A 14,683-nucleotide genomic window follows, 5' to 3' on the forward strand; every position below is an offset into this window, starting at 1 on the left:
GAAAATTAATTGCCACCCCGGTTATGCACCGCATTGAGCCCGCGCCCCAGATAAGTGATCACAGAAATACAGCGGGGGCGAGAAATCTACAGAGGCAAGCTACTGGCAAGATGCACAAAAAATCGGCTAGCGACAATTACTCCCAAAAACCCTTTTTAATCATTATCAATTTCCGCCAAGTACCCCCACAGGGGTAGAAACGCACTAAAAACCGCCCCTACCCATTCCAAACTACTAACCCCAAGGGGTTACTCCCTTCCAACTACAAATCGATTTCCCTTCCACTTACCCCTTTTGCGCGCTTTCCCTCTGGCGCTGCTCAAATACTATCGGTCATGACCCTATCCACCTTTAAAGTTCTGTGAAGCCGGAGAAAATAGTCATGAGTCAATCCAGCGGCCTCAATTTATTTAATTGGGGCGATCCCAAAATAAAGACGCTGCACGTTACTTGGTTTGCGTTTTTCCTGACTTTCGTGGTGTGGTTCTCCCACGCTCCGCTGATGGTCTTTATCAAGGAAGCGTTTGACCTCACCAGCCAGCAAGTAAAAGCCCTGTTAATCCTCAATGTGGCACTCACCATCCCCGCCCGTATCATTATCGGTATGCTGGTGGATAAATTGGGGCCGCGCCTGGTGTACAGCGGGCTGCTGATGACCTCATCTTTAATCTGTTTGGGCTTTGCCACCGCAGACAGTTATGAATCCCTGGCCCTGTTCCGCTTCCTGCTGGGATTTGTGGGTGCCGGCTTTGTAATTGGTATCCGCATGGTGGGTGAATGGTTCCCAGCCAAACAAGTCGGCCTGGCAGAAGGTGTTTACGGCGGCTGGGGGAATTTCGGTTCTGCTGCCGGTGCCATGACCCTGCCCACCATCGCCCTGCTGTTCGGCGGTGAAGACGGCTGGCGCTATGCCCTGGGCCTCACCGGCATCATCGCCGGCCTGTACGGCATCATCTACTACCGCGTTGCCCGCAACACTCCTAAAGGTTCCACTTACTTCAAACCGAAAAAGAGCGGCGGCCTGGAAGTGACCAGCAAGCGGGATTTCTACTTCTACCTGCTGATGAATGTGCCCATGTACCTGGCACTGGCAGCGCTGGCTTACAAACTGTCTCCCAGTGGCGTAGCCCTGCTGAGCCAGAATGCCACTTACGCAATGTGGGGACTGCTGGTAGCACTGTTCGCCTTCCAGACCCGTATGATTTGGAATGTAAACAAAGACCACCTGCGCGAAGGTGTGCCCGAGCTGGAGAAATACAACTTCAAGCAGGTAGCCATCCTCGACCTGGCCTACTTCGTCACCTTCGGCTCAGAGCTGGCCGTGGTTTCTATGCTGCCCCTGTTCTTCCTGGAAACCTTTGAGGGATTGAGCCCGGTGAAGGCCGGCCTGCTCGCCTCTGGCTTCGCCTTTATGAACCTGGTGGCTCGCCCAACCGGTGGATACTTCTCTGACAAACTGGGACGCCGCCGCAGCCTGATGTTCCTGATCGGCGGCCTGGCAGTGGGTTACTTTGTACTGAGCCAGATCAACGGCGGCTGGTGGATTCCCGCTGCGGTAGTTGCCACCATGTGCTGCTCTTTCTTCGTGCAGGCCGGTGAGGGTGCCGTATTCGCCGTCGTACCCCTGGTGAAGCGTCGCATGACCGGGCAGATCGCCGGTATGGCCGGAGCCTACGGCAACGTGGGTGCGGTTACTTTCCTTACCGCCCTGTCTTATGTCAGCTACAGCCAGTTCTTCCTGATTATCTGCGGCGCAGCAGCGGTGATCTTCTTCGCCTGCCTGTTCCTGGAAGAGCCCAAAGGCAATATCGCCGAAGTGCTACCGGATGGCACAGTGCAACTGATCAGCGTGGAGTGATTGGAAAGCAGTTATCCAGCAACAAACGCAAAGGAGGGCCAATGGCCCTTCTTTGTTTTTCGCCGTTGGTCTGAGGGGACGAAAAGAGATAGGAGAAAGCTGTGAGCGAAACCAATTCCGGGGTGCAAACAGAAACCGAGGCAAACCCCGAAGCCCAGACACCGCGATTGAGCCACGGCCTCTGCACCAGTGCCGGCATCAAACCGCAGAATGAAGATGCCGCAATCTACCACTGGCCAGACAACCCGCACTTACAGGAATACCTGGGCGCAGTCGCCGCACTGGCAGACGGCGTCAGCTCTGCCGAAGCCGGCGCCCTCGCCAGCCACACCGCCACCGAGCAGTTTGTGCGGGACTACTACAAGGTGCCGGATACCTGGTCTGTGGCCCACGCCGGACAGAAAATCCTCGCCTCCATTAACAGCAAGCTATACCGCAAGAGCCACGACTTTCCCCAACAGGAAAAGGGCTTCCTCTGCACCTTCTCGGCCCTGATTTTTAAATCCCGCACCGCCCACTATTTCCATATCGGTGACAGCCGTATCTATCACCTGCGCGGTGACAACCTTAAATGCCTCACCCGGGACCACAACATCACCCTGGCCCATCGCCAACAGATGCTATCCCGCGCGCTGGGAATGGATACCGGCCTGCAAGTGGATTACGGCCAGCTCAGCCTGGCTAAGGATGATGTACTGCTGATTACCAGCGACGGCGTGCACGACTTTATTAAACAGGATCTACTGCACGAGCTGCTGGCAGATACCCAACTAAGCGAACAGGAAACAGCGGAAACCCTGGTGCGCCTCGCCGAGGAAAACGGCAGTGACGATAACCTCTCCGCATTAGTGGTAAAGGTAAAAGCATTGCCACAAACCACTCTGGACGACTACAGCCGCCAGCTTACTCGTCTGCCATTTCCCCCGGAGTTGGAACCGGGCATGGTATTGGATGGCTACCAGGTGGAACGGGAGCTGTTCTCCTCCCAGCGCAGCCAGTTGTACCTGGTGCGCGACAGTGCCACCGGGGAAATCCTGGTAATGAAAACCCCCTCGGTAAATTACGAGGACGATATCCACTATATCGACCGCTTTATTCAGGAGGAGTGGATAGGCCTGCGTATTCGCAGCCCCCAGGTAGTGCGCCTGCACCGGCAGACCCGCCCACGCACCGCGCTCTATTACCTGATGGAGTATGTGCAGGGCAGCACCCTGGAGCAGTGGATCACCAATAACCGCTTTCCCAAACCGGCGGAAGCGTTTCGTATCCTTAAGGAAATTGCCACCGGACTACAGGCCTTCCACGATCAGGAAACCATTCACCAGGATTTGCGCCCAGCCAATATCATGATCGACCGCAACGGACGGGTAAAAATTATCGACTTCGGCTCAGTTTATGTAGCCGGCAGTGCCGAGATTTTTCGCCCCCTGGAGCACCCGGAAGCGCTGGGCACCGCCAGCTACTCCGACCCCCACTATATCCTTGGGCACAACAGCGGTATTCGCGGCGATGTCTATGCTCTCGCCACTATTGCCTACGAAATGTTTACCGGAGAACTGCCTTACGGCGAGGAAATCGAAAACTGCCGCTCCCACACCGACTTCGAACGCCTGCGCTACCGCACCGCCAGCCAGTTTAATCCCGTAGTCCCCATCTGGTTCGACCGCGCCCTGGAGCGCGGATGCAGTATCGACCTGGAACAGCGCTATTCCACGCTTACAGAGTTTATGCGCGACCTGGCCAATCCCAACCCGGACTACTTGAGGGAAGATCCTACTGAGAAAGGGGATGCTTCCCTTTTCTGGAAGATCCTTTGTGGGATTTGGGTGGCTACTTTGTTGGCGGTGGCGGCGTTGTTTTCGTCTAGCGCTTAAGAACTGTGTTGCCTAGTGTGGAGGTCCCTACTTGTAAATAGGCCAACTCAGAATATGTATAAAGCAATCTGATTAGGCTGATTGCTTTAAAAGTGTTTCATGTATCAGACCGCGTTTTACTTAGTTTCAACATAGCTCGACATTTGACGATTTTTAAGTTCCCATAACTAAAAGCATCCACAATATATTTAGTACCAATACCGACTAACATACTAAAACTTACCTTTATATAGCCAGATTTTTTCCTTGGAATATATTAACAAGTGATATGATGCCGTATTCTTTGAATTCACTGTTAGGGCTTAAGGATAATTTCGTGCTACTAAAAGGTTTCCTAATTACCACTCATGCTAAGCCAATTTTTAGTAACCTTTCCGGCATCGGCGGCGTCCGAAGAGAGACGTAAACCAGTCTTGGAATGAGTGCCGATAAATCAAACCTCCGATTAAAGCGATATTGAAATTCTGCCAAATAGCGCTGTGCATATTTCGGCCTAATAGAATGGTAAGTACTACGCAGTGCACTCTTTAAATTACCAAGTACCGTATTTACCCAATAGAACTCAGGCTCTTCAACAGAAGCTCTGCCACCACCACAAACAATTTTGTCATGCACACAACCGGCCTCCTTAATGGCATTGAAGCATGGAAGACCATCTGAGATGACTGTGCTGCCACTACAAAGGGATTTTTTACTCCAGGTTGAAATTTCACTGCTTTTGAAGCCCTTGATAATTGAGAGCTTAATACGGGTTGGATGTCCCTCCTTGGTTGTTTCAACGGCAGCTACAAAGGGAGTTTTACCCTTGGCTCCGCGCCCCGGTTTGCATCCAGTACGCTCACCACCGAGATAGGCATCATCTAGTTCAATAAAACCGGATAGTTTGTATCGCTGGTCTCGCTCCATCATCACTTGCATGAGTTTCTGCTTCATGCGCCATGCTGCGTTGTAAGAGATGCCCAGATGTCGAGATAGCTCCATACAGGAAATACCCTTCTTATCCTGTGTAATCAGGAAGATACCGAGAAACCAGGTGGTAAGGGGGAGCTTCGTAGAGTCAAAAATCGTACGGGAGGTAATCGATGTCTGACGTCGACACCGGTTACATTGCTTAAGCTTGCGATAAGCGAGGTCGCAATGCTTGTCATGTCCGCAGTGAGGACAACTAAAGCCATTGGGCCAACGCCATCGCGACAGCGCATCGAAGCACTGTTCCTCGCTGCCGTACATTTTGAGGAATTGGATCAAACTAATCCCCTTCTGAAACTGTACCTTGTTGCGAGCCATGCTGTATTCCCTTGCAGATCAACGAGATATCTGTATTTATATACAGTTAAGATTGACTTAGCAAGAGTGGTAATTAGGAAAGGTTTTGGTTTTTCAGGCTATCGAAGTATTGGCGATGAGTTAGTCAGGATAGGGCCACTCAAAAAGGTAAATTTGATTATTGGGCAGAATAATGTTGGGAAATCTAACATTGTTAACTTCCTAAATAATCAGTATGCCTATTTTTTTGAAAAAGCAAAGAATCAACAAAACATTGTCAGAAGCCCTAAGGAAAATCCATTTTTAGATATTGATAACCACATATCAAATAAAAAAGCTCAACATCGAGTATCATTCCCATTATTTGAAGATGACATTGAAAAATATATTAATAGTAAACTACCAAATGAAAGAGAACATGCTATCCCCCGCAAACTAGCATGGAAAATCCTCGATTCCAAACATTTTATGATTGATGGGGCCGCTTGGTTCACATATATATCGGGAAACCCCAATGGTCCGTTTAAATTAGATATCAACATTAATGAGGTATTTCGAGAAATAACTGAAAACGAATGGCTGCAGTTATGGTATGGACTAACTCAAAAGAGAGGGGGTGATGTTAAAGCTCATTGGGTACCGGAATCAATTCAAAAACTAGCCTATTTACCGAAGTCAATACCTAACATTGAGGTAATCCCCGCAATCAGAAAAATTGGAAGCGCCGGAAGTGCCGCCAATGATTATAGCGGTGAAGGAATAATTGAAAGAATTGCAAGAATTCAAAACCCACCTCTTGCCCAGCAAGAATTAAAGAAAAAATTTGCTTCTATTAATGGCTTCATACAAGAGGTCCTTGAGAATACGACCGCTGAAATCGAGATACCATATGACAGAGATATGATACACATACATATGGATGGCAAAACACTGCCATTGGAGTCACTAGGAACCGGTGTTCATGAAGTGGTTATTATTGCGGCAGCATCCACATTACTCGATGAAACAATAATTTGCGTAGAAGAGCCAGAACTACATTTACACCCATTACTTCAGCGTAAATTAGTCAAATATTTATCAGAAAAAACAGAGAATCAATATTTTTTTACAACGCATTCTGCTCATTTGCTAGATGCAGTAGAATCAGAAATATTTCACGTCACACAAATTGACGGTGTTTCAAATGTTGAAGCTATTTCTAGCACCAAACAGCGTTCAAATATATGCAATGATCTTGGCTATAAAGCCTCTGACATATTGCAGGCAAATTGTGTAATTTGGGTGGAAGGACCATCAGACCGAATATACCTTAATTACTGGCTTGGAGCTCATTCACCAGAGTTAGTTGAAGGTGTTCATTACTCGATAATGTTCTTTGGTGGTAGATTATTTAGCCACATAACTGCCCTTGATCAAGATATTGAAAATGAAGCAGCAGATGATTTAATTATTGTAAGAAAACTAAATAGAAATACGGTCATAATGTTTGACAGCGACAAAGATAAGTCTAGGGCGCGCATCAATGCTACAAAACAACGATTGAAAACCGAATTTAATTCAGGACCAGGATTTGCTTGGGTAACAAAGGGGAGAGAAGTAGAGAATTACTTAAATTTCGATAAAGTTGAAGAAAGTGTTAAAGCTGTTCATGTATCAGCAAGCGAAATTATAAAAAAAGGTGAATGGGAAAATCTTCTCAAGTATAGAAAAAAAGGTAGCAAAGAAGAGAGAACTGCAAGTAAAGTAAAAGTTGCACGTCACTACGTTAGCAATAATCCTGCCGAGTTAAATGTTTTAGACTTAGAGGACCGCATGAATCAATTGACTAGTTTTATACATAGTGCAAATGGCGGTGAAATATAAAAAGTCGGCTATAAACATTAGCCAATATTCTAAAAACATTTGACACTCGAAAAACTTGAACTTTTGACACAAATTAATCTTTTAATAAAATTAATAGTGGGAGAATGGAGTAATGCACAATCTTTTATAGGTAAGGTTGGGCACCCTTCCAAAAAATTAATGGACTTTGCAAATGCTGTCCTTACAGGAATTCCACGACCTGCCAACTTATCCAAAACACTTTTAGTCGAAAAGCTTGTATTTAGACATTAAAAAGAAATAAGACCTATATACAGCGATAAAAATAAAATACAAAAATCAAACCTATATCGATATTTTTCAGAACCTAATAATTTAATAGACCAGATCATACTTACTCTAAGGCTTACAAGAGAAACATTATTGATTCAACACAACTTACTGGAGAAATTAAAAGGTTCTTCATACACATTGCCAAAAGATATGGAGCTTAAATTCGGACAACTTAAATAAAAATAGGCTGTGAAATCTCTTAAGCACTTGTTTTAAGCTTCATATAGACGTACTGTTTAAGAATAACATTTTTAAGAAGACCTGCCATGCATATTAAAAAAAGAAATAGTGTTAGAACTGCTTATGAATTAGAAGATTTATGCAAAAATATTTTGGATGCAAATAATTGGAAAGTAATAGATCAAAATAATGAACTCGGTAAGGAAATTGACATTATTGCCCAAGAACCTACTGGCCAGAGCAAAGTCGCATTTGAAATAAAATATACACGTAATACTACATACCCTACATCTGCTTTAAAAGCGTCCGCTATAAGGCTAGTTAATGATGCTCGCCTTATGAATATAGAAAAAGCCGTACTGATAGTTGCAGCAGATATAAAACAAGAAATACAGCTAATAGTAGAAAACGAATATAACATTCAGGTAATCAATCTTGATGGTTTAATATCGCTAGCTAGTATTGATTTAGAGTTATTGGGGCGACTGTCAAATTTATGTGAAGTAGATTTATCTAATAGGAAGCTCCAAAGTAATATTAATGGCATATTGAACCCAAAAAAAATTGACCTTTCATCGGAAGGAAGTGGACCATCACAGAATGAAATTAACGGGGCTGAACTTAAAGAAAAGCTAAATTCGATTCAGCCTGGACGAGAAGATTGCTATCACTATGAAGATACTATGGAGAATATTCTGAGATATCTTTTTGATGGAGATTTAAAAGGTTGGCAACGACAGAAAAGAACAACGGATGATTTACACAGATATGATTTAATTTGTCGAGTTGTGGATAAATCCACAATGTGGAAATTTGTCTCATCAAACTTAGATTCAAGATATATCTTATTTGAATTTAAGAACCACAAAGACAAAATATGTCAATCACAGGTCTACTCAACTGAAAAATATCTCTTTGAAAAAGCCAAACGAAAAGTTTGCTTCTTAATTTCTAGGAAGGGCCCGTCAGATAACGCTCTGGTTGCGTGTCAAGGAGCAATGAGAGAACATGGGAAATTAATAATAAATTTAGATGATAAAATTATAATAGATTTAATAGATAGCAAGATATCTGGAAATGACCCAAATGAAACCCTCTTTAAGGAAATAGACGATTTCTTAATGAAGTTACCTAGATGAAACTACATAATAAGAAAATTCAGGTGATGCTAGCAGCTCACCTGAATTAGGCATTATCTAATCGCAACTGGGGGTCAACGATTTCCATTCTCAAGTGCCGATTTCTTTCGGGCCCGTATATATATTTCTTCACGATGAACAGGTAGAGATTTAGGAGCACGTATCCCAATCTTCACCTGATTTCCCTTAACTTCCAACACTGTAACTGAGACATTGGCTCCAATCCTTAGGTTTTCACCTGTCCGGCGCTTTAAGATCAACATAGTTATTTCCTACTGATACTCAAACCATGGGTAAACCCTCCTTAGTGGAAGGCTGAGAAAGTAACGTTGTGAGGAAATACGGGTGGTGCGCGGGAACGGTAGGCATAGAAGAAGAAAAGGCAGGCACAACGCTCCCGGAGCTTGGGAAATCGCCCCAAGCCGCTGAGTGTACTCCACTTTATTGAAGACGAGCGGGTTTCTAGCGTATGATCCATATAGCCATTTTGATACTTTGCCTATCAATTTGGTTAGCTGGCCCCTGGTGTTGCTGCACCTTGGGTCAGCGCCTTTTACTGTCTCTTACGTCACGCTACCGTTCTCCTGTGAGAAGATGGTTCTTTAGAAAACTTTTAGATATCTTGATTCTCTCGAATCCCTTTGGTCTTTGGCCATCGGCCTTCAAAAGCCCACCCAATTCCGGCCAAAATACCAATAAATATCAATCGATTTTACGCAGCTTTGACACTAAAACAAACTGAATAAAATCCAATAAGATCATTTTTGTGCCTATATTTTTATGTGTTCACACTGTGGAAATTTTCAGTTGTCCATAGAAAAAGGGGATTGGATAGGTAGTTTTCTCCAGTTGTAACATTGGAATTCATGAATCAACTAATCACCAATACCACCGCTCTATGAGTTTGCCAGTCTTATATCGATATAAAAGACCTCACTACCTAGGTATCTTGTAGCCTTTGAAAATATTGCTATGGGTTATCGATGACCACCCTATTTTTAGTGGCGACGATATTTTCGTTAAGTACTTAAATCTTGGCCGCTTGGTACGATAGACCATTCTGGTTAATATTGTTGATTCAGAACGTCCTTTGATTAAGGTGATCTCCCATTATTGAAATATGTTGGCAAGTGGTATAATCCAGCTTCTTTTGAACACCCTGTTAGGCACCACAATGAGCACTATTGCAGGCTTCAGTCCTATCGCAGATAAAGCATCTCGTATTCTAATTTTAGGTAGCATGCCGAGTGAGCTTTCACTCGAATACAGCCAGTATTATGCCAACCCCCGAAATGCATTCTGGAATATCATGGCTGGCATTGTTGGCTTTAGTGCTGAGTTACCCTATGAAGCTCGTATAAAGGCATTAAAAGCATCAGGGATCGCACTTTGGGATGTACTTCATACTTGCGTTCGTTCAGGCAGCCTTGATAGCTCTATTAAATCAGGCTCTCGGGTTCCAAATGACTTTCAATCATTCTTTGAAAAGTATCAAAATATTTGTAAAGTTGGGTTCAACGGAGTAGAGGCAGAAGAGAGCTTTAATACTTATGTTAAACCCAATATAAACTGTGAAACTATTAGCTTTGTTCGCTTGCCTTCATCAAGTTCTGCTTATGCAGTAACCTTGGAAAATAAAATTGAAATATGGCAAGAGAAACTCACTCCCTAACAAACGGCGACATTATCATACGTCTCAAAAGACGCGCTTCGCTCGCCTGAGTAACGAGCATATGCTCAATATAAAACAAAACTAAGGAGATCTAAATGGGTATTGATGAATATATAGAAAAAGATGTAACTGATACGGAATCCATTTTGAATTTCGTAAACTCGATCGAAAAAAACAAGTCGGAATTAGTTTTATCGACTAAAGGGAAGGTTGTTGGGGCGATACTTACAGCTGAACAATACGAATGGTTTCTTGACCAAATAGATGCTCAGCAGGATATTGAAGAAATTAATAGCCGCTCAAAGGATAGGCAAGGATCTCAGAGTTTAGATGACTTTAAAAAGGAGCTGGATAAATGATCGACAGTGAAGATAAAAAGCTTACAAATGAAGAAAGAGCTGAAATTGCTAAGCGAAAGCTGGAAATGGAAATCCAAAAAAAAGCAAATCAAGTAACTTCACTTTCTGAACTTAAAAATGAATTAAGAGAACCAAATAAAGGGAATTGGTAATGGCATATGATGTAGTAATTCACCGTGAAGCAAAAAAGGATATTAAAAAACTACATCCTCAAATTAGGGACCGTGTGATTTCGGCATTAGAAGCAATCTCTGAAGACCCAAGGCTTCATGGATCTATTCAACTATCTGGTTACTCTGACTTATACCGGTATAGAGTGGGGCATCATAGGATTGTATATAGGATTAATGATGGTGAATTGGAGGTTTTAGTATTGGATGTAAAGCCGAGAGGCGAAGTATATAAAAAGTACTAATATAAAAAGATTGTATTGCCTTTAAAAGGTATGGGCTGGGACGGCTTACACTACGTGTTGTACCGTCTTAGCTCTTATATTCTCGTATTCTGTGCTATGAATTAGCTCTTAAACTAACTTGAATGCTATAATTTTTTGGCTGCATTTTAGCCCCTGAAAACTGAAAACTGAAAACTGAAAACTGAAAACTGAAAACTGAAAACATATCGTACGTCCGGCTCCTCAAGCAAAAGACTTACACATATTTTTATATTCAAAAGGCTTAAGTTCGAAAAAGACAGAAATAAAAAGGGCCACTATTTCTTAACCGTTACAGATCAAACGCTTCTTACTCAGTTAGTTTCAAAACTTAAGATTGTTGCCCCAAGAATGGCGTTAATAAGAGAAGGTTTTTCTTACCTATGATTACTTATAAATTTCCTGAAGAAAAAGAATACGCGGAGTTCTACGCAAAAAAGTTAGATGATGAACTTATCCTGCAATTCCTTCAAAATGGCATTATTTTAAACAAATCTCAAGCCGAGCATATCTGTCGTTTCTTTTGGGCTATGGTAGATGCATCAATTGAGGGCGAAAATAACGGAGTAAAGCTTCAATGGAATGAAGGAGCTGAATTTTGGAACGGGAAAATAATGAACTCTATTTCAGCACACCTTGAAGCCCTAGGCTATGAAGAAGAATGGGAAAATGAAGTCGATAAACAATAAGCATAACTTATAACAAAAACGTAGTATTCTAGTGTACACGCTTAGAGGGTTATAGTTATCCGAACCCCAGCAATTAACAAACCGCTGTAGTTCCATACGTTGGTCGATGCGGCGTTATGAGTAATTAGGAATTTTACGCCAATAAATACAAATACGTTATTATCGAGGTTTTTTAGACTGGAGTGGTTCCCCATTTTTAGAGTATATTCCCGGGTGCTATGATGAGGTTTTTTGAATACGCTGTTTATATGTCTTTCAAACCACTAATCTAATGAGAGCCAACCAATGAATAAAGCTAGCGTCGATGAAATAAAATCACTTCTTTCCGACTGGGCCGAATCAACTCGCCAAGATAAAAAAGACAAAATCTTGGAAAATCATCAACCAGAAGCGGTCATCTTTGATGTCCTGGCTCCCATTAAGTATGAAGGGAAGCTTGCGTACAGAAAGAGCTTTGATGAATGGCAGCCACCTTTCGCCATTCCATGCCTTTTCGAGCTATCAGAACTAAACATTCAAGCGGGAGATGACACGGGTTTTGCTCATTGTCTTATAAATTGTGGAGGTACCTTACCGGACGGAAAACAGGTTAAAGACACCGTTCGCGCAACCTTTTGCTTTGTTAAAACTAAGGATTCATGGCAATTTGCTCACCACCATATTTCGTCGCCAATGAAGGTTGGTAAGTGAGCCGAAACTTATAGCAAGGGAAACTATACTGAACACCCATAGGTCAGTGGTGTGCTTAGTTACATAGATACCTCTCATATTTTTTACAAATATCAGCTGGCATAATAATAAATATCGCTCTATTCAGAGTGCATTTAGACTCTTGATATTTGTCAGTGGATGATATGATACAGCTTAGTTTGAATACGCTGCTGTATAAAAGGAGGGGCCGTGGAAGACTCTAGGTTTTGGGATATTGTTGAAAGCGTTACAAATCGAGTTTCTGATATTGAAGACATTTTCGAGGGGTTAGTTGAGGTTGTAAGCAAACTCACCCCTAAAGAAATTATCGCATTCAAGCAAAAGCAATATGAGGTAAGTGACCTCGTTTATCGTTGGGATATTTGGGCTGTAGCCTATATCTTAAATGGTGGCTGTTCCGATGATGGCTTTACTTATTTCAGGGCCGGCTTGATCTCTGGTGGGCGAGAGAAATTTGATGCAGCACTTAAAAATCCTGAATCGCTTGCCGATTGGCTACCTGAAGACTTCGAAGCGGAGGACTTCATGTATATAGCTAATGATGCCTACGAGAAGGTCACAGGAAAGGAGTTTCCTTATGACCGCCTTACTTCTGAAGGCAGAGATGATCCCGTTGGCGAAGCGTGGGATGAGGACGATTTACCCAAGCGATATCCTGCTTTATATAGTAAGTATTTTTAACTTCGGGTATTGTCCATAGTAAAACTATATACAGTAAGCAGATTTCCCATCGTTTGATTTCATAACGAGCGTTATGTTCGCACAAGACGAGCAAAAAGAAAGCTGCTACTTGATTATGGGGTTATCTTGCGAAGCAAAGTGAATAAAAAATTACTCGGCATACTCCCTGGTATAGGGGCCTATGTCTATACCTTGGCAACTCAAGAAACTTTATCAGCCTCCAGCGTATTTGGATGGTTGGCATACTCTATATCCATTGGATCAATAATATTCTTTGCCATCAGTGCCCCCTATGATAAGCAGAGCTCATTCACTGTCTTTGGCCGAAATCAACGCTATAGGACTGCTGTACCCGTTATCCCAACCAACGTAGCACTCAGTATCGTTGGGGCTATAGCAGCCTCTCTAACAATCAGTTTTGTTCTCTACCATGTCAGCCAGTAGCCACTTAATAAGGCTTGCAGGCAAGACAGTCTACTCCTCCTACCTTCATCTGCAGTTATTATCTACTAGGCAAAGCTTAAATTCCCATGTCAACTCTAGAAGTAAGTAAATGAAAGAAGTCATCCCGATATCTGAGCAGCAAGCAAAAGCGAAATTGGTAGAGCTTCAAGGAGCAAAGGTCTCTTATGCCTGGAGAGGGCATGGAAGCGCAATCTTTTTGGAGTTGGGTGAGCTGACCCAGTCGAAACGAGGAAATAATCCTTCCGGTGATCAAACAATAATGATTGAATGGTCATGGCGACTGGAGAATAAAGATTCAATATTACTGGGAAGCTGGAGTGACCCAGATGAAATCAAACGGTTCCCAAAATTATTAGTTGACACCAATATAAAGAAGATCGATTTCTTTAGCCGAATTCCTGAACTAGAGATATCACTGAGCAAAGACCTATGATTGCTGACGTTTATGACGGAGAAAGCGTATCCTGAGTGGTCAATCAGGTTTAAAAATGGACAGTGGCTATATTATGACAAAGGTTCTTTCAACATTGAAACAACAAGTGCATAGTGAATTTTCACAAACAGATTTTAGATTTTTAAATAGCATTCTCTAATACGAATTTATATATCAATAAAGATGAAATTTAAGTTTAAAAATATAACAATCTTGTCACTTTTTTTAATGCTACTATCGCCTTTTTCATTTTCTTGCACTGCAATTGATAGTGTCAGATTTTATGAAACTGAAGTTGAGGTTGTATTGCGAGAATGGAACCAAAAGGGATTTGGCAATAAGATCGAAACCTCTACGATAACGATAATAACCGCACCTGATTATAAAGGTGATATCGTTATTCTACGCAATAATGACGAGAAGTCCGGTTTCATTGCGGAAGTTTACAAACCAAAACCGAATGCACTGAACCCTGATCTATGGAAGTTTGTAACTGGTAATGTTGAAAAATCCATAGTGAAACAACCTAACGGCACATTCCATTTATCTGAGATGATTGATAACGGGGTAAGGGTTGAGATTATTAATCTTAATAATAAAAGCTTGAAACCAATGAATTTCTCAGAAAGTGGTTAAATTATCAGTTTCATTTATAGTGAAATTGCTTACAAGCTTGGATATAACAAGTTCCTCGGTAAAGCAGGCTCTAATTACCAAAATCAAGCAGATCTTTTAAAGAGAAGATAGTATTATCTCAAGAATAGATATA

16 protein-coding genes are annotated in these 14,683 nt (G+C 42.6%); 14 read left to right on the plus strand and 2 right to left on the minus strand.

Annotated elements, in window-relative coordinates; all coding sequences use genetic code 11:
* The first annotated feature begins 382 nt into the window (after positions 1–382).
* Together ACJJIW_RS05390 and ACJJIW_RS05395 are read left to right on the plus strand one after the other, a co-directional pair.
* Entirely contained in the window at positions 383–1,858 is a 1,476-nt protein-coding gene (locus tag ACJJIW_RS05390) for a NarK family nitrate/nitrite MFS transporter (protein WP_020413728.1), read from the plus strand.
* Between the two features lie 101 nt (positions 1,859–1,959).
* Positions 1,960–3,732: a bifunctional protein-serine/threonine kinase/phosphatase gene (locus tag ACJJIW_RS05395; protein ID WP_444936851.1), complete on the plus strand. Its 1,773-nt coding sequence runs from the start codon at positions 1,960–1,962 to the stop codon at positions 3,730–3,732.
* Positions 3,733–4,077: 345 nt separating this feature from the next.
* Here the strand turns inward: ACJJIW_RS05395 and ACJJIW_RS05400 are convergent, their stop codons facing one another.
* On the minus strand, positions 4,078–5,019 hold the full coding sequence (locus ACJJIW_RS05400; protein ID WP_444935446.1) for an IS1595 family transposase: 942 nt from the start codon (positions 5,017–5,019) through the stop codon (positions 4,078–4,080).
* Positions 5,020–5,085: 66 nt separating this feature from the next.
* On the opposite strand from ACJJIW_RS05400, the gene ACJJIW_RS05405 reads away from it, so the two are divergent.
* Together ACJJIW_RS05405 and ACJJIW_RS05410 are read left to right on the plus strand one after the other, a co-directional pair.
* On the plus strand, positions 5,086–6,861 hold the full coding sequence (locus ACJJIW_RS05405) for an AAA family ATPase (protein WP_444936852.1): 1,776 nt from the start codon (positions 5,086–5,088) through the stop codon (positions 6,859–6,861).
* A gap of 557 nt (positions 6,862–7,418) precedes the next feature.
* Positions 7,419–8,471: a YraN family protein gene (locus ACJJIW_RS05410; RefSeq protein ID WP_444936853.1), complete on the plus strand. Its 1,053-nt coding sequence runs from the start codon at positions 7,419–7,421 to the stop codon at positions 8,469–8,471.
* Between the two features lie 74 nt (positions 8,472–8,545).
* Here the strand turns inward: ACJJIW_RS05410 and csrA are convergent, their stop codons facing one another.
* Positions 8,546–8,734, minus strand: a complete 189-nt coding sequence (csrA, locus tag ACJJIW_RS05415) for a carbon storage regulator CsrA (protein ID WP_444936854.1) — start codon at positions 8,732–8,734, stop codon at positions 8,546–8,548.
* Between the two features lie 911 nt (positions 8,735–9,645).
* Here csrA and ACJJIW_RS05420 point away from each other — a divergent pair.
* The 10 genes from ACJJIW_RS05420 to ACJJIW_RS05465 all read left to right on the plus strand — a co-directional run bounded on the left by ACJJIW_RS05420 (position 9,646) and on the right by ACJJIW_RS05465 (position 14,550).
* Positions 9,646–10,143, plus strand: coding sequence for a DNA-deoxyinosine glycosylase (locus ACJJIW_RS05420; protein ID WP_282930394.1), 498 nt, complete (start codon positions 9,646–9,648; stop codon positions 10,141–10,143).
* A 95-nt stretch (positions 10,144–10,238) separates the two neighbouring features.
* The gene (locus ACJJIW_RS05425; RefSeq protein WP_282930395.1) at positions 10,239–10,502 is read left to right on the plus strand and encodes a hypothetical protein; all 264 of its coding nucleotides are present in this window, start codon (positions 10,239–10,241) and stop codon (positions 10,500–10,502) included.
* Entirely contained in the window at positions 10,499–10,654 is a 156-nt protein-coding gene (locus tag ACJJIW_RS05430) for a hypothetical protein (protein ID WP_282930396.1), read from the plus strand. The genes ACJJIW_RS05425 and ACJJIW_RS05430 overlap by 4 nt, the downstream gene beginning before the upstream one ends.
* The gene (locus ACJJIW_RS05435; RefSeq protein WP_282930397.1) at positions 10,654–10,917 is read left to right on the plus strand and encodes a type II toxin-antitoxin system RelE family toxin; all 264 of its coding nucleotides are present in this window, start codon (positions 10,654–10,656) and stop codon (positions 10,915–10,917) included. The genes ACJJIW_RS05430 and ACJJIW_RS05435 overlap by 1 nt, the downstream gene beginning before the upstream one ends.
* Before the next feature lie 401 nt (positions 10,918–11,318).
* Positions 11,319–11,624 carry a hypothetical protein gene (locus ACJJIW_RS05440; RefSeq protein WP_282930398.1) on the plus strand — a complete coding sequence of 102 codons (306 nt, stop codon included), beginning with the start codon at positions 11,319–11,321 and terminating at the stop codon, positions 11,622–11,624.
* Between the two features lie 285 nt (positions 11,625–11,909).
* On the plus strand, positions 11,910–12,314 hold the full coding sequence (locus tag ACJJIW_RS05445) for a YybH family protein (protein ID WP_282930399.1): 405 nt from the start codon (positions 11,910–11,912) through the stop codon (positions 12,312–12,314).
* A gap of 210 nt (positions 12,315–12,524) precedes the next feature.
* Positions 12,525–13,016 (plus strand): DUF4240 domain-containing protein, encoded by a 492-nt coding sequence (locus ACJJIW_RS05450; RefSeq protein ID WP_282930400.1) that lies wholly within the window; start codon positions 12,525–12,527, stop codon positions 13,014–13,016.
* Positions 13,017–13,154: 138 nt separating this feature from the next.
* Entirely contained in the window at positions 13,155–13,460 is a 306-nt protein-coding gene (locus ACJJIW_RS05455; protein ID WP_444936855.1) for a hypothetical protein, read from the plus strand.
* Positions 13,461–13,569: 109 nt separating this feature from the next.
* Complete coding sequence (locus ACJJIW_RS05460) at positions 13,570–13,914, plus strand: hypothetical protein (protein WP_282930402.1); 345 nt, start codon at positions 13,570–13,572, stop codon at positions 13,912–13,914.
* 183 nt (positions 13,915–14,097) lie between these two features.
* Complete coding sequence (locus ACJJIW_RS05465) at positions 14,098–14,550, plus strand: hypothetical protein (protein ID WP_282930403.1); 453 nt, start codon at positions 14,098–14,100, stop codon at positions 14,548–14,550.
* Positions 14,551–14,683: the final 133 nt, after the last annotated feature.

Source organism: Microbulbifer maximicatervae (SeqCode) (assembly GCF_052467815.1).

Coding starts and splice junctions, on each gene's coding strand:
- ACJJIW_RS05390 (WP_020413728.1), top strand. CDS start 383: ATGAGTCAATCCAGCGGCCTCAATTTATTTAATTGGGGCGATCCCAAA.
- ACJJIW_RS05400 (WP_444935446.1), bottom strand. CDS start 5,019: ATGGCTCGCAACAAGGTACAGTTTCAGAAGGGGATTAGTTTGATCCAA.
- ACJJIW_RS05410 (WP_444936853.1), top strand. CDS start 7,419: ATGCATATTAAAAAAAGAAATAGTGTTAGAACTGCTTATGAATTAGAA.
- csrA (WP_444936854.1), bottom strand. CDS start 8,734: ATGTTGATCTTAAAGCGCCGGACAGGTGAAAACCTAAGGATTGGAGCC.
- ACJJIW_RS05420 (WP_282930394.1), top strand. CDS start 9,646: ATGAGCACTATTGCAGGCTTCAGTCCTATCGCAGATAAAGCATCTCGT.
- ACJJIW_RS05425 (WP_282930395.1), top strand. CDS start 10,239: ATGGGTATTGATGAATATATAGAAAAAGATGTAACTGATACGGAATCC.
- ACJJIW_RS05430 (WP_282930396.1), top strand. CDS start 10,499: ATGATCGACAGTGAAGATAAAAAGCTTACAAATGAAGAAAGAGCTGAA.
- ACJJIW_RS05435 (WP_282930397.1), top strand. CDS start 10,654: ATGGCATATGATGTAGTAATTCACCGTGAAGCAAAAAAGGATATTAAA.
- ACJJIW_RS05440 (WP_282930398.1), top strand. CDS start 11,319: ATGATTACTTATAAATTTCCTGAAGAAAAAGAATACGCGGAGTTCTAC.
- ACJJIW_RS05445 (WP_282930399.1), top strand. CDS start 11,910: ATGAATAAAGCTAGCGTCGATGAAATAAAATCACTTCTTTCCGACTGG.
- ACJJIW_RS05460 (WP_282930402.1), top strand. CDS start 13,570: ATGAAAGAAGTCATCCCGATATCTGAGCAGCAAGCAAAAGCGAAATTG.
- ACJJIW_RS05465 (WP_282930403.1), top strand. CDS start 14,098: ATGAAATTTAAGTTTAAAAATATAACAATCTTGTCACTTTTTTTAATG.